Source organism: Gottfriedia acidiceleris, assembly GCF_050457485.1.
Lineage (GTDB): Bacteria > Bacillota > Bacilli > Bacillales > Bacillaceae_G > Gottfriedia > Gottfriedia acidiceleris_D.
Map to the genome: position 1 here is coordinate 111,198 of NZ_JBCMJM010000006.1, position 14,515 is coordinate 125,712.

Here is a 14,515-nt window from a genome sequence, read left to right on the forward strand (position 1 = left end):
TTTACAAGTTTTTCGGTAGGATAATCGTAAAGCTAGTTCCTTTTCCAACAACACTTTCAACTTCTATTTTTCCATGATGCATTTCGATAATTTTTTGTACAATCGAAAGACCAAGCCCGGTTCCTTTTTTATTTCTAGAACGGTCTGCTTGATAAAAACGTTCAAATATCCGCTCAATATCATCCTTACTTATTCCTAGTCCACTATCGCTAATGATGACGTGAATAGTATGATCCAATTCCAAAATATCTACTTTAATGTACCCAGCTATACTTGAGAACTTGATCGCATTTTGAAGTAAATTAATCCAGACTTGTTCAAGTAGTAAACGATCTGCTACTATTTCTGTTTGTGGTAAATTTAAAACTAATTGAAGCTTTTTACTTTCCCAATGTGGCTCTAATGCCAAAATAATTTTTCGAATTTGTTCATCTAATTTGTAAGTCGTAGGCTGGAATGGATGTTGCTCAGAGTCTAATGAAGCTAGCTTTAATAATCTTTCACTCATCATAGAAAGACGTTCACTCTCTGCCTCAATAATGGATAAATAATGTTCCTTTTTCTCTTCTGTTAATTGCTTATTTCTTAAAACCTTTGCAAATCCCTTAATAGATGTTAACGGTGATTGAATTTCATGAGAAACATTCGAAACAAATTCACTTCTCATCTCTTCTAGCTTGTTTAATTTATTCGTCATCAGATTAAAATTTGAAGCTAGTAGTCCTATTTCATCCTTACGTTTAATCGTTACTTGAACGTCATAGTTACCTTTAGCCAGTTCTTTTGTGGCACGAATTAGCTCTTTTACAGGCTTTACTAATAACTTAGCAACAAATAAAAATGTCACTGATCCAATGATTAGTGTTGTCAGCAAACTAAAAAATAAAACTCTACGCATTTTAAAAAACCCACGATCAATATTGGGCTGAATAAATAAAGCATATTGGTGCCCATCTTTTTTAAAAGGTAGACCGATGAGATATCCTTTTGTTTGTATATCACTTTTGTTTAGTACATTTAATACTTGTTCTTTTTTTATATTCTTCTTTTTTAGTGCTGTATTTTTCAAAACGATTTTACCCGACTCATCATACAGTGATATATAAAAATTTTTACTAAGAATTTGTAAGGTCGCATCTACTCCATTTTGATTATCTTGTTTAGAATAGGTGGAAATAAAATTTTCTCCAACATCAATTAAATCACTTTGTACTTCTGTTTCAACATGTTTTATAAAGTATTTTGAAGCAATAAAAAAAGTAATGACTAAACTCAACAAAATAACCGAAATAAAGATTAAAACCAATCTTGTGTACATGCTTTTCATGTGTGATTTTCCTCTAATTTATAGCCTAAACCTCTTATTGTAACGATTTCGACTGTAGCCTTTAACTCTCTTAGACGCTCTCGTATTCTCTTTATATGCACATCAACTGTGCGTTCATCTCCTTCATAATCCACTCCCCATATTTGCTCAATCAAATCATTTCTCGTAAAAATTCTTCCAGCTTGGCTTGCAAGCTTCAACAATAATTCGAATTCCTTTAATGGTAATGTAATCGATTGATCATTCGTCGAAATTTCATATTTAACTTGATTAATCGTTAAATTACCTACAAAAATATTTTTATCAGATAGTAATTGAAACCTTCTTAATAGAGCTTTTACACGGGCTACGATTTCCAAAGGATCAAACGGCTTAACAACATAATCATCTACCCCAAGATCAAAACCTTTTAATTTGTCTTGAGATTCACCTTTTGCTGTAACCATTAAAATCGGAATATCATAATACTTTTTAACCTCTTTTGTCAGCTCGTATCCATCTACTTCAGGCATCATCACATCAACTACTACTATTTGAATATTATTTTCTTCCAGTAACGTTAATGCTTCTTGACCATTTTCAGCCTCAATAACTGTATAGCCTTCACCACTTAAAAATATAGAGATTAACTCCCGAATATTTGGATCATCATCGACAACTAATACTTTTACTTGATTCAATAAATTCACCTACTTACATTTACAAATAATTATGTACATATTATATAAACTCATTATGAACTAAATATGAATTATGAAACCAAGACTAACTATATAAAAAAGAGAATGGCTTAATTGACCACTCTCTTTAGGAAGTTTTAAATATTTTTTCGACCTATTTTAAATTCATGATTTTCTACAAGACTAATCAATCTATTCTCACGACTTTACCTGATTTTCTCTCTCTAACGATTCTCTTCCTATTCCCAGACTTTCCACATTTATATTTTCCATTTTCATCATCTACTACAGAATCCTTACGAGTCATAAATACTGCTATTAACATAGTTAAAATAAGAATCCCGCCAAATATATACATTTCTAGCACTACCTAACCCCCACTTACTTTATCAAAATTGAATGCAAAAAAGACACTAGGAAAATCTCCAGTGCCTTAATAAGACATCATTTTGGAAACCTTCTCCCTACACGCCTACGAGGTTAGCTGTCGGATTCGGACCTAAAAAGTAGCCCTACCTATAAAAAGGATTCACCCCAAAGTACAATTGCACAAAAATTGGTTCCCCCGCTTCAAAATTGAAATGTCCCTCAATAATAGAAGAAACACTCAACTAAAACTCAGCGATCTATGGTCATTTAATTTTATGTATATTACTTAAATTACAATTCAACTACTAAATTGTAAACTATTTTACTACTTAAAGAAACTAATATGTCTTTTGATTAAAAATGCTGGGCCAATAAATGACCATTAGGATAATCTTTCCTAGTTGATTTTTGGAAAGCAAAATCTGCAATATTACTTACTCTTAAGGGGGCATAAGTCCATCTTTGTTATGGACCTCAAATTCACAGTTCTAATGTATGTAATCGTTGACTAAGGTCCTTTAAAATAAGTAATAACCCCCATTATTAAATTAAAAGTGACATATAACAATAAGATGGTTCCAACAATTCTTCCTGTGCTTTTATTCTTTTTCTTTGCAAATTTGGTAATTAAGAAGACAATAATAGCTATTACTAAAATAAGAATTAATAGTGGCAAAAAAATAAATAAGTCTGACATAGTTTATTCTCCTTCTGTATTCACTTAATACAGAGTTACTAAAAAACTAATATTCTATGGAGAATCTTTTTATTCCTGTTAACTAAAATGCACTAGTACAAATAAAAAAAAGGATCGCCGCAGCAACCCTTTCTTAGTCCTGTTTATTTCTCCCAAAGTTCAACTAATCTACCTTCAGGATCTTTAATCCATGCAAACTTACCATAATCACTAATCTCTTTTTCCTTTGCAAGAGGTATACCGACTTGTTCAAGATGCTTAATCGTCTCGTCTAGATTATAAACTTGAAAATTTAACATCACTTGCTGTTCTGTTGGAAAATAATTGTCTTCTTCCGTAAAGAAAGAAAAGATCGTTTCATTTTCAGAATCGGGTTTAATAATAGTCCCATTCCAATTTTCTATTTCAACATTTAGCACTTTACTGTACCATTTTTTTAAAGCATCCAGATTTTTAGTCCTCCAAAATATTCCCCCGAAACCTTTTATCATCATAATCTACTCCCTCTCTTTTTATAAATTTATTAAAAAATACTTTTTGTTTATTTACTTTGCATAACCTTCTCTATTCGGCGATCCGGTAATAACCACATAATTGCAACGATTACATAAATTATTTGAGCGAACCAAGGCCAGATTAAAGACGTGCAAACTGCAGTTAAGTAACAAACCACTGAAGCTTTTCCTTTCCAATCATTACCTACTGCCTGTTTTAATTTTGAATTCTTTCCCTCTTTTTGGATAATTATACCTTGTAATATGAAGTAAGCTATTGCGGCCATTAAGAGGATTACACCATAAAGCATTGTTGGATAAGGCTTATAATGGTTTTCTCCCATCCAACCAGATGCAAAAGGAATTAAGGATAACCAGAAAAGCAAATGAAGATTTGCCCACATTATTGATCCTGTCACCTTTTGTAAAGTGTGTATCATATGATGATGGTTGTTCCAGTAAATACCTACATAAATGAAACTAAGTAAATAACTAAGAAAGGTTGGGAAAAGTTGTAATAAGTCTTGTATATTCGGACTGTGAGGAATCCTAATTTCTAGGACCATAATTGTAATAATGATAGCAAGTACACCGTCACTAAAAGCTTCCAACCGATTTTTATTCATTGTTCGCTCCCTATTACGATTTGTCTTTTTGTTTTATTTATTTGTCTATCTATTTAAATTCCTTATTACCTCGTAAAATTAAAATTATCTTATTGGTTAGTTTAAAGAATGCATTCTAAAGAAGCATATAAGGCCCGTCACTTAACAAGCCTTTGTTCTAATTCACTTTTTTGTCGCAAGTGATGACGAAAATGCATAAAAACCAAATCATACCATTCTCTTGCATTTAGCCATCCGAACCCTCCATGCTGGACTTTATAATTTGGGTTAATATGATCCACTTTCGATTTCCATTGGCTCAACCTTAGAATGACTTGATTAATTCTACTGATAAGCTCGTCCTTGCTATCTGAATTATTAGGTGGATCATTTAGTTCATCTGGTAATCTGATTTTAATTGGTGGAAATCCCCCAATCTTATATAACTGCTCACCAAATTCCGTTTTTCCAAGCGATTGTTCATCATTTAAGGTAGCGCAAATTTCCATGCTATCTAGATATTCATGGGCACAAATGATTAAATGGTCATACATTTGACCAATAGACCAAACCGCCTCTTCAGATTTATACCTTAACTGTTCCAAAGAGTAATTTTGAAGCTCGTTTTTGTATGTATTAATCAGTTCAAGTTCGCTCAGGCTAGATTCCTCCTTTGTATTCACTTAAATCTAAAATTTTACATTTTTTGCATATGTAACTAATCATTCAATATTCGTTTACAAATACCTTCTTCAAAATACCTACCATTTATCTCAATTAAAAAATCGACTTTGCAGTCGATTTTTTTCACGCTGTTGAAAAACAATCTTGTCAATTAATTATCAAATTTTCGTAAAAGTAGTAGAGTGATGTTGATTTCCATTACAGGATGCTCGCTTTCCATGGGGCGAGATTCTTTAGCCTTCTCGCTTATCCCATAGGAGTCGAGCATCCCTCCATTCCAATCAACTAATTCATCAAAAAAAGTTTACGATAAAAACCTAATCAAATAGCCTTTACTTAGTGTGACAAAACAGAATATTAATCAGTTTGTAAGTTAATTGAGTTTGAACATCAACATCTAAACTATTCATTTAAAACTTTAAATCTAAAATTTGCTCTTACTATTTTTAAGTTCCGAAAAAACAATTACTATAGTTTATTGGTATATTAAAATTGTTGAAACACTATAACATTTAAAATCGTTAATCGTTATAAATATAATAAATGAATTTTAACATCATTAATCTTCCACTTAACTTTGTTTCACTATAGACCGTTTTATATTTCAACACTCTGTAAAACTAACTTATACTTTACATAAGTACTATAATAGAGTCCTAATTACTAAATGAAGTATTATTTATATAGCTCAACAAACACAAAAAAAGGAATCTCCTAAATTAATGATTCCTCAAAAATTCTCTTTAGCTATGATACTATTCAAATAACTTTTTAAATTTTAATATGGAGTAGGTATAGGCGTTCCCGGTGGTCTCCACCAAGATTCAACAGTTTTCCAAGCAGTATTATAATCGTAACCTTTTCCCATCAAGTAACCTATAGCAACTGCTTCTGTTAATGCATGTTGATAGCCAAGATGTTGTGCTTCTTTTAATCCATGGCTAACAGCTGGATTTATTAATGTTAGAATTTGTTGTGGATTTACAGCTTGCTGTGGATTTCTATAATAATCATTGAGATTATAAGGTACATGGTTATAGAAATTCATATTAACTTTCCTCCCTTTTGAATAATGTATTTTGAAATCTTGGGCTTTCGAATCTTTATAATATATGTAGACTTGGGAGTTTGCGGAATAGGCTATAAGCACGGCTTAAAAATTTTCAGGTGAAAATTATCTTTCATCCAGTCGTTACACCGAAGTGTCTTCTCTGTCTAATAAAATAATTGAAGGGCACTGACTAGGTCAGCACCCTATGCGACTACCTGTCACACAAAAAGACTACCTAAGTAGTCTCTCATTGTTCAACTATAATGATAAAGTCCGGACTAGCACCGAAAAATACGTTGTAAAGGTACTATTTTTAATCTACTTTTTCTACCAATGATTGATATATTTCCTTCAGTGACCACACTTTCCCTTTTTCATCTTTATAAACAACATGTTCACTTTGAAAGTGGGCAGGGGAATCCAAACCTGCAGCAGCAGCTAACCGAAATAAACCTTCACGCATTGAAATTAGATAATTTGCTGTTCGATATTTTTTTTCATCAATGACAAGGGCCTTTTGTAAATCAGGATCTGTTGTGGCCACACCGACTGGACATGCATTGGAGTGGCATTTTAATGCTTGAATACAACCAATCGTAATCATAAATCCTCTTGCGATATTAACAAGGTCAGCCCCCATTGCTAGTGCAATTGCTACTCGATCTGGCGAAAATAATTTTCCTGAAGCTATTATTTTAACTTGGTCACGTACGCCATATTTTCTTAAAGCATGATCCATTAAAGGTAATGCAGATTTAATTGGCAATCCTACACTATCCGCCAGTTCCTGGTATGTGGCACCTGTTCCCCCTTCACCACCGTCTACAGTAATAAAGTCAGGGCCCTTCCCAGTACTTTTTATATATTTTGCTAATTCATCAGCTTCATGACCACTTCCAATAACCACTTTCATTCCTACTGGTTTTCCAGTATGTTCTCGAATTTGTTCTATAAAGTCAAACAAAGAAGGAAAGTCCTGAAACTCTCGAAAACGATTAGGACTATCAATAGATTTAAACGGTTCTACCATTCTTATTCTTGCAATTTCCTCTGTTACCTTTTCCCCATCAATATGCCCACCTCGTGTTTTGGCACCTTGAGCTAATTTAAGTTCAAAAGCTTTTATTTCAGGAATTTTACTTTTTTCTTTCAAGGCATCCCAATTAAAATTCCCCTCTTTATCTCTAACCCCGAATAAGCCTGGGCCAATTTGCATGATAATATCAACGCCACCCTTTAGATGATATTCAGACAAACCACCCTCACCTGTATTCATCCATGTCCCCTTCGCAATTGCTAATCCCTCTGAGAGTGCAGTAATAGCCTTTTCACCTAAGGATCCATAGCTCATAGCAGACATACCAATCTGGCCTTTTACAATAAAAGGATACTTCGTGTTTTTACCTATCACAATTGCATCACTATCATCCAATAAAAATGCAAGTGAATCATTCTTCTCTAATATTTCCTCCTTCTGTGTAAATAAAGGCTCTTTAATCAATAAATATCGGTTTGTTGTTACGTTTATTTGCTGGTCCATTTTTAATTCTTCAGACAGTTTTGGAAACATCGAATTTCTAATATAATATCCTTTTTCTTCAAAATCTCTTTTAGACCCAAACCCAAGGACATCTCGTTTATATTTTGCTTTTTTGACAATATGCGCATATTCTTCTCTAGAAAAAGGTTTACCTTCTAGGTCATTGTTAAATAAATACTGACGTAACTCAGGTCCAATAGTTTCTAAAAAGTACCTAACTCGTCCTATGACTGGATAATTACGGAGTATTGGATGCTGCTTCTGTCTTCGATCTATAAAAAACAAATATAGTGTACCTATTATTAAAACTAAAAGTATAAAGGCAAAAAAAATGAATCCAAGGATAATTAAAACATTTGTTATATTCAATTATGATTCCCCCTTGAAAAAGTTCCGTAACATAGCGATCAAGTTTATTTTAAAAATACTTCATTCTTACTCTCCTTAATCGAGTTTACATTTTATTCTTTACATATTTCCTTCGAATTTATACAATGCTTGCATCATCGAATACACTCTTATTCTGCTATAAAGTCATCTAGTAAAAACTTAGTATTAGAGCTCCATTCGTTATTATTTAAGAATTTCTTTTATCTAATCATTTGAATATTCTTCAAGAGAGGTTTGAATTTCTTTTCTCTTCCAAATAAGAGGTCTCCCATTTTATATAGAACCCATTTAATATTTTCATTTATAAATATTCAAAAAATCATAAAATAGTCCTCTCATAATTGTACTTTAATGCCCCGACTCCAATGGAAATTTGAAGTGTCTTAGGTCTTATTCCATAGAAAAACGAGTGAAAACCTAAGTCTTTTTTCTTTAATACTAATCGCAAAATAGTCCTGAAAATTAAAATCTAATTAACTTTTTATCTCCAAAATAATAAGTTATTAAATTTTCTAGGACGTGATAATAATCTTCTTGTTAAATAGTGGAATAATATGGAATACTAAAGCTAATAACTATTATTTTATTTGTTGAATAATAACTTCAGGAGTGTCTTATGAATAAGATTCGGATTAGTAAAGTAGGTTTATTTAAACTATTTTTCATTTCAATATTACTAGTTACATTTATATTTGTTGGAAAAAACGTACTTTTAAACTTCGACTTTAAAATGTTCTTTAACTATATGGAGTCTCTTACATTAATACAGTACTTTTTGATTTTTGCATTAGGAATTTTAGCCGTATCTCCAATGTTTTTATATGACTTCGTACTTGTAAGACTATTAAAATTAGATTTTAGTTTTCGAAAAATATTAATGGTAGCTTGGCTAGCGAATACTTCCTCAAACCTAATTGGTCTTGGTGGGGTTGCAGGTACCACCATTCGAACTCTATTTTATCGAAAAGATCGCACCGGACCCGAAATTGTTAAAGCTGTGAGTAGTGTAACGATATTCTTACTTTCTGGATTATCGATATTGAGCTTAGTTTTATTTACCGGAATATTTGATTTATCATTTTTAAATGAATATAAGTATTTATATATCGCTATTATCATTGCAATTTGTTATTTCCCGGTAATGTTTTTAGTCGTTTATTTAAAGCGTAATTTTTTCTCGGAGAATTTTTCCGCAAAATATATGCTTTCACTGGTTGTGATTTCCTTATGTGAATGGTCTTTTATTTTATTGTTCATTTACTTCATTTGTTTATTTTTACATATCGACATTTCAATCATAGAAGTATTGCCTGTTTTTTTAGTAGCGTCTGTTGCAGCACTTTTAAGTATGATTCCAGGCGGTCTTGGATCTTTTGATTTTATTTTCCTACTAGGTTTCACATACTTTGGGATCGATAAGGAAACGACACTTCTTGTTTTATTGATTTATCGTTTCAGTTATTTCTTTTTCCCGTTTGCTTGCGGTATTATTTTAGCTCTTAAATTATTATGGAATAAAATAAATCAATCATTTAATAATATTCCAAATCAAATTTCAACTTATTTGGGACATAAACTTTTAACGATTTTGGTATTTTTATCTGGCGTTATTCTATTAGTTTCTGCTGCTGTGCCAAGCATGCTTTTAAGAATTAGTCTTTTAAATTTAATTTTACCTTCGACAATCATTAATATTTCACATTTAATTTCGGTCACAGCAGGCTTTACATTGTTAGGACTCTCTCGTGGAATTGATTATAAAGATAAAAGAGCATGGTATATTACACTATTCATGCTAATTGTCGGGGCAGTTACAACCTATTCAAAAGGTTTAGACTATGAAGAAGCTCTTTTTGTATTAGCAGTTGCTTTTATATTATTTATTTCAAAGAAACAATTTTATAGAGAAAGTTTCGTTTTAACTTGGGGTAAGCTTATTGTTGATAATTTTATTTTATTCTTCTTTTTAGGTAGCTATTTACTTATTGCGTATATCAATCTACCTCAAACAAATGTCAAAATACCTGCTAAATATTTACCTTATATACTTGTTAATTCGAGAGATATCGTGATTAGTGCAGTTCTTGGTTTTGCAGCTGCTTTACTATTTTTTTATATCGCATTTTTTAAAGTTAAAAGAAAACAATTTGAATTTATAAATACGAAAGCTGAAGAAGAAAAAATCAAAGAACATTTTAATAAGTATGGTGGTACTGAACTTTCACATTTGGTTTTTTTACATGATAAATATTTATTCTGGGCTCAAGATGAGACTGTATTATTTATTTTTCAGCCATATGCAGATAAATTAGTTATTTTAGGTGATCCAGTTGGTGAAAAATCTCGTTTATATCCTGCTATTGAGGAATTATTAAATTATGCTGATCAATTTGGGTATACACTTGTCTTCTACCAAGTAAACTCAAATTCACTATCCTATCTACATGAAAACGGATTTGATTTCTTTAAACTCGGTGAAGAAGGATTCACAGATATCTCAACGTTCTCTTTATCAGGAAAACGTAATAAAGGTATTCGTGCACTCTATAATAAATTTGAACGCGAAGAATATAGTTTTGAAATTATTGAACCACCTTATTCAAATGAATTTTTTACGGAATTAAAGGAATTATCACAAGAGTGGTTGAAAGGGCGAAAAGAAAAAGGGTTTTCACTTGGCTATTTTGATGAGGATTACATCAAACTTGCACCTGTAGCTATTATTAAAAATAATGAAAATAAAATGATTGCTTTTGCATCTATTATGCCGAACTATAATGAACATACGATTTCAATTGATTTAATGCGTCATAAAGTTGACGCTCCAAAAGGAATTATGGACTTTATGTTTGTAAACTTAATTGAATGGTTTAGGTCTAGAAATTTTCATTATTTTAATGTCGGAATGACACCTTTAGCAAACGTAGGTCTATCAAAATATTCTTTTACAAGTGAGAAAATTGCAGCGCAAATTTATCAATATGGACAATTTTTATATCACTTTCAAGGTTTAAGAAGTTTTAAAGAAAAATATGTGAATTCTTGGACACCTAAGTTTTTGGCATATCATAAAAAAACATCCTTACCAATCACAATGCTACAAATAACTTCATTAATTTCTAGGTCTAGAAAAAATTAAATTTACAGCCAGTTAATGTATTGAACATTGACTGGCTTTTTTATTGTGAATAAGCTGATTTCCACTTCAAACCTATTCAATTAATAATCAAAATTAAAAAATTGGTAAAAAATAATAGTTATTATTACTTGCAAAACTATTTCTCATCAATTATGATTGTGTCATATTAAATTGTGCACAACTAATATAAAAGGATGTTGACCGAATGAATAAAGATAATCAGCTTTTGCTTGAAAATCAATTATGCTTTTCAATTTATGCTTGTTCTCGAGAAATTACTAAATTATATCGTCCAATCTTAGATGAGATTGGTATAACGTATCCGCAATATCTTGCATTGCTTTCACTATGGGAAAAAGATCAACAAACTGTGAAAGAACTTGGGGAAACTCTTTTTTTAGACTCAGGAACTCTTACACCAATGCTAAAACGGATGGAATCTGCGGGACTAATTTTTCGTAAACGTGATTCAAGTGATGAGAGAAAAGTATTTATTACATTAACTGAAGAAGGTACTAAATTAAAAGAAAAAGCTTTCTGTATACCTGAGAAGTTTTTCATGGAAAGTAATACTACTCAAGAGGAATTTTTAACAATACTAAATCAAACAAAAGCATTATTAAAGAAAGTTCAAACTGCTAATGAAAATAAAAAATAGATAATTTATATTAAGGAGAGATCGTAATGGAAAAATTATATACTGCTACAGCAACTGCAACAGGTGGACGTGACGGAAGAGTTATTTCATCAGATGATTTTATTAATTTATCACTTAAACCCCCAGTGGAATTAGGCGGACCTGGTGGAGCAACAAATCCTGAACAACTTTTTGCCGCTGGCTATTCGGCTTGCTTTGACAGTGCATTAAATTTAGTAGCTCGTAAGCAAAAAATTAAACTAGAATCTACATCAGTAACTGCAAACATAACAATCGGTAAAGACCCTGCTGATGGAGGATTTAAATTAGCTGCTCAACTTGATGTAAAAGTACAAGGTGTTCCAACAGAAGTAGCTGTGGAACTAGTAAAAGCAGCCCACGGAGTTTGCCCATATTCAAAGGCAACTAAAGGAAACATGGATGTACAATTAAGAGTAATCGGATAATGTTTAGCAAAATGGGAGAAGGAAAAGTTTTTACTTATTCCTTCTCCCTCTATCCTTATCCTTGTTCTAATATCGTTTCATATTTCAATGAATCGTCTTTTGTGAAGAATTTTCTATAGGATAGTAGTGTTGAGGAGAATACACTAATTGCAATTGCGCCAATTAGAATACATTCTATTAACAATTGATATTTAATCGCATATAAAGGACTTATGCCCGCAAAAATCATTCCCGTCATCGAGCCTGGTAAAGTAACAATTCCTACAGTTTTAGCTCGATCAATTGATGGAATTAAGGCAGCTTTAATTGAATTTTTTATGACATTATTTGAAGCTTGTTTAGTTGTTGCCCCTAGGCATAATGCAGCTTCAATTTGATTTTTACTTGCCTGAATTTCAGCTCTAAGTCTCGTTAACGCTAAGCTATTTGCATTCATTGATGTGCTAATAATCATACTTGATATTGGAACAACATATTGAGCCTTCAACGCAATTTTGTTTGCTACCAAAACAACTCCTAAAGAAATCATGACGCCTAGCAAAATACTAATAAATGAAATAAAAAATGCTCCTTCAATTTGTTGTGACCTTTTACTCGAAGTATAAGCACCGAATAAAATCATACAAAATAAAATAATGATGACAATTAAAAAGTGCTCAATTTGCAGTATGAATTCAAGTACATAACCCATGATCATTAATTGAATGACAGTCCTTACTGAAGAAATGCCAATGTCTTTTTCAACACCAAGTTTTTGATAATAGGATAATGCGATAGCAATAATAATTAATAAAAATGTCAGAGATACCCCTGTAATATGCAAATTACCTTCCATCATTTCACCTCTTTAAGCAATTGTAGAAAGAAAATTTTTCCCTAATTCTGTGCGCGGATTATTAAAAAATTCATTAACTGGACTCACTTCTACTAATTTACCGTCAATCAGTAACCCTACTCGATCAGCTATTTGTTGAACTAGATCCATATTATGTGTAACAAGAATAATCGTTAAATTTTCTTCTCTTTTTAAAGTTACTAAAAGCTCCTGAATATGTAGAGTCGATTGTGGATCTAATGCTGAAGTAATTTCATCACATAGTAATGTAGTTGGTTTCATTGCTATTGCTCTTGCAATCGATACTCTTTGCTGTTGACCAATCGAAAGTGTTGAAGCATTCCGATCAAGTAATTTCGTCTCTAATCCTACTTTTTCTAATAAAGATTTCGCTACTGTTTTGGAATCTGTCTTATCATAGCTACCATTTAATTTGACTCCAAACAAAATATTATCCTCAACGGTCCCTTCAAATAATGAAGGAGTTTGTAGGATCATTACTGCACTTTTTCTTAAACTTTGAGGAGTCATTTTGTATATTGATTGTCCATTTAAATGAATTTCACCTTTGCTAATCGACTGTAATCGATTTAATGTCCGAAGCAATGTCGATTTCCCCGCTCCTGAAGTTCCAATTAGGCAAAAAATTTCACCCTTATTAATTTGAAAATTAATGTTTTTAAGGATCGAACTTCCTAGAATATCTACACTTATATTGTTAATTGATAAGGTCATTTTTTCTCACCTCTTACTAAATGAAAGGTGCCCTACTTTAAGGACACCTTTTACAAAATTGATTAAATTATTTTTCTTCCTCGCCCATGAGGTATGCAAAGTGGCGTTCCGAATAATGGATCCTTCACGATATCGCAGTTCATACAAAAGACATCACAGATTAAGTTCTGATTAATGATGTTTTCTGGGTCTCCTTCTGCGTATACTTCACCATTTGAAATCGCGACTATGTTGTGTGCATATCGACATGCTAAGTTTATATCATGTAGTACCATAACAATTGTACGCTGCTCTTTTTCATTTAATTCGTAAAGTAAGTCTAAAATCTCGATTTGATGTGTTAAATCCAGATATGTTGTTGGTTCATCTAATAAAATTGTATCTGTGTCCTGAGCCAATGTCATCGCAATCCAAGCACGTTGACGTTGTCCACCAGATAAAGAATCGACTAATTGATCCTTTAATTCGTACATATTTGTTATTTTTAAGGCATGATTTACTTTTTCTTCGTCTTCTTTTGACCATTGCTTTAACCAAGTTTGATATGGGTATCTTCCTTGTTTTACCAATTGAAAAACTGTTAAACCTTCTGGTGCAACAGGACTTTGAGGCAGGATTGAAAGATTACGTGCAATTTCCTTTGTAGGTCGCTTACTAATTTCTTTTCCATCAAGTAAGATGGTTCCACTTTTTGGTTGAAGTAATCTTGCAAGTGAACGAAGTAGTGTTGATTTTCCGCAGCCATTAGCTCCAATTAATACCGTGATTTTTCCTTTTGGGACTTGAAAATTTAATTCGTTTATAATTGTACGATCATCATACGATAACGTTAATTTTTCTGTTTCGATTGCGCTCGTTGACATCT

Annotated in this window: 15 protein-coding genes and 1 riboswitch; of the genes, 3 read left to right on the plus strand and 12 right to left on the minus strand. The window is 31.9% G+C overall.

What is annotated here, in order from left to right:
• Position 1 precedes the first annotated feature (1 nt).
• From ABEY15_RS05935 to ABEY15_RS05975, 9 genes are all read right to left on the minus strand, one after another.
• Positions 2–1,327, minus strand: coding sequence for a sensor histidine kinase (locus tag ABEY15_RS05935; RefSeq protein WP_429889072.1), 1,326 nt, complete (start codon positions 1,325–1,327; stop codon positions 2–4).
• Positions 1,324–2,007 (minus strand): response regulator transcription factor, encoded by a 684-nt coding sequence (locus ABEY15_RS05940; protein ID WP_429889073.1) that lies wholly within the window; start codon positions 2,005–2,007, stop codon positions 1,324–1,326. Before ABEY15_RS05940 ends, ABEY15_RS05935 begins: the two co-directional genes overlap by 4 nt.
• Before the next feature lie 187 nt (positions 2,008–2,194).
• Positions 2,195–2,374, minus strand: coding sequence for a hypothetical protein (locus tag ABEY15_RS05945; protein WP_069032852.1), 180 nt, complete (start codon positions 2,372–2,374; stop codon positions 2,195–2,197).
• Positions 2,375–2,462: 88 nt separating this feature from the next.
• Positions 2,463–2,604: riboswitch (cyclic di-AMP (ydaO/yuaA leader) on the minus strand.
• Positions 2,605–2,884: 280 nt separating this feature from the next.
• Positions 2,885–3,073 carry a hypothetical protein gene (locus ABEY15_RS05950; protein WP_429889074.1) on the minus strand — a complete coding sequence of 63 codons (189 nt, stop codon included), beginning with the start codon at positions 3,071–3,073 and terminating at the stop codon, positions 2,885–2,887.
• A 143-nt stretch (positions 3,074–3,216) separates the two neighbouring features.
• Positions 3,217–3,564: a VOC family protein gene (locus ABEY15_RS05955; protein WP_387328834.1), complete on the minus strand. Its 348-nt coding sequence runs from the start codon at positions 3,562–3,564 to the stop codon at positions 3,217–3,219.
• 50 nt (positions 3,565–3,614) lie between these two features.
• On the minus strand, positions 3,615–4,193 hold the full coding sequence (locus tag ABEY15_RS05960; protein ID WP_429889075.1) for a TMEM175 family protein: 579 nt from the start codon (positions 4,191–4,193) through the stop codon (positions 3,615–3,617).
• A gap of 137 nt (positions 4,194–4,330) precedes the next feature.
• A complete protein-coding gene (locus tag ABEY15_RS05965) occupies positions 4,331–4,855 on the minus strand; it encodes a DinB family protein (protein ID WP_429889077.1) in 525 nt (174 codons plus the stop codon).
• A 779-nt stretch (positions 4,856–5,634) separates the two neighbouring features.
• A complete protein-coding gene (locus ABEY15_RS05970; RefSeq protein WP_429889079.1) occupies positions 5,635–5,904 on the minus strand; it encodes a hypothetical protein in 270 nt (89 codons plus the stop codon).
• A gap of 316 nt (positions 5,905–6,220) precedes the next feature.
• Positions 6,221–7,816 carry an FMN-binding glutamate synthase family protein gene (locus ABEY15_RS05975; protein WP_429889080.1) on the minus strand — a complete coding sequence of 532 codons (1,596 nt, stop codon included), beginning with the start codon at positions 7,814–7,816 and terminating at the stop codon, positions 6,221–6,223.
• A gap of 637 nt (positions 7,817–8,453) precedes the next feature.
• Here ABEY15_RS05975 and mprF point away from each other — a divergent pair.
• From mprF to ABEY15_RS05990, 3 genes are all read left to right on the plus strand, one after another.
• On the plus strand, positions 8,454–10,976 hold the full coding sequence (mprF, locus tag ABEY15_RS05980; protein WP_429889081.1) for a bifunctional lysylphosphatidylglycerol flippase/synthetase MprF: 2,523 nt from the start codon (positions 8,454–8,456) through the stop codon (positions 10,974–10,976).
• A gap of 205 nt (positions 10,977–11,181) precedes the next feature.
• A complete protein-coding gene (locus tag ABEY15_RS05985) occupies positions 11,182–11,634 on the plus strand; it encodes a MarR family winged helix-turn-helix transcriptional regulator (protein ID WP_429889082.1) in 453 nt (150 codons plus the stop codon).
• 26 nt (positions 11,635–11,660) lie between these two features.
• Positions 11,661–12,080 (plus strand): organic hydroperoxide resistance protein, encoded by a 420-nt coding sequence (locus tag ABEY15_RS05990; protein ID WP_429889084.1) that lies wholly within the window; start codon positions 11,661–11,663, stop codon positions 12,078–12,080.
• 55 nt (positions 12,081–12,135) lie between these two features.
• Here ABEY15_RS05990 and ABEY15_RS05995 read toward each other — a convergent pair whose 3' ends face one another.
• The 3 genes from ABEY15_RS05995 to ABEY15_RS06005 form a co-directional block, all read right to left on the minus strand.
• Complete coding sequence (locus ABEY15_RS05995; protein ID WP_429889086.1) at positions 12,136–12,915, minus strand: ABC transporter permease; 780 nt, start codon at positions 12,913–12,915, stop codon at positions 12,136–12,138.
• A gap of 12 nt (positions 12,916–12,927) precedes the next feature.
• A complete protein-coding gene (locus ABEY15_RS06000) occupies positions 12,928–13,650 on the minus strand; it encodes a phosphate ABC transporter ATP-binding protein (RefSeq protein ID WP_429889087.1) in 723 nt (240 codons plus the stop codon).
• A gap of 62 nt (positions 13,651–13,712) precedes the next feature.
• Positions 13,713–14,513 carry an ABC transporter ATP-binding protein gene (locus ABEY15_RS06005; RefSeq protein WP_429889088.1) on the minus strand — a complete coding sequence of 267 codons (801 nt, stop codon included), beginning with the start codon at positions 14,511–14,513 and terminating at the stop codon, positions 13,713–13,715.
• Positions 14,514–14,515: the final 2 nt, after the last annotated feature.

Bases quoted from the DNA above. Each gene is read 5' to 3' on its own strand.
- ABEY15_RS05935 (WP_429889072.1), bottom strand. From the start codon at position 1,327: ATGAAAAGCATGTACACAAGATTGGTTTTAATCTTTATTTCGGTTATT.
- ABEY15_RS05950 (WP_429889074.1), bottom strand. From the start codon at position 3,073: ATGTCAGACTTATTTATTTTTTTGCCACTATTAATTCTTATTTTAGTA.
- ABEY15_RS05955 (WP_387328834.1), bottom strand. From the start codon at position 3,564: ATGATAAAAGGTTTCGGGGGAATATTTTGGAGGACTAAAAATCTGGAT.
- ABEY15_RS05960 (WP_429889075.1), bottom strand. From the start codon at position 4,193: ATGAATAAAAATCGGTTGGAAGCTTTTAGTGACGGTGTACTTGCTATC.
- ABEY15_RS05970 (WP_429889079.1), bottom strand. From the start codon at position 5,904: ATGAATTTCTATAACCATGTACCTTATAATCTCAATGATTATTATAGA.
- mprF (WP_429889081.1), top strand. From the start codon at position 8,454: ATGAATAAGATTCGGATTAGTAAAGTAGGTTTATTTAAACTATTTTTC.
- ABEY15_RS05985 (WP_429889082.1), top strand. From the start codon at position 11,182: ATGAATAAAGATAATCAGCTTTTGCTTGAAAATCAATTATGCTTTTCA.
- ABEY15_RS05990 (WP_429889084.1), top strand. From the start codon at position 11,661: ATGGAAAAATTATATACTGCTACAGCAACTGCAACAGGTGGACGTGAC.
- ABEY15_RS05995 (WP_429889086.1), bottom strand. From the start codon at position 12,915: ATGGAAGGTAATTTGCATATTACAGGGGTATCTCTGACATTTTTATTA.
- ABEY15_RS06000 (WP_429889087.1), bottom strand. From the start codon at position 13,650: ATGACCTTATCAATTAACAATATAAGTGTAGATATTCTAGGAAGTTCG.
- ABEY15_RS06005 (WP_429889088.1), bottom strand. From the start codon at position 14,513: ATGTCAACGAGCGCAATCGAAACAGAAAAATTAACGTTATCGTATGAT.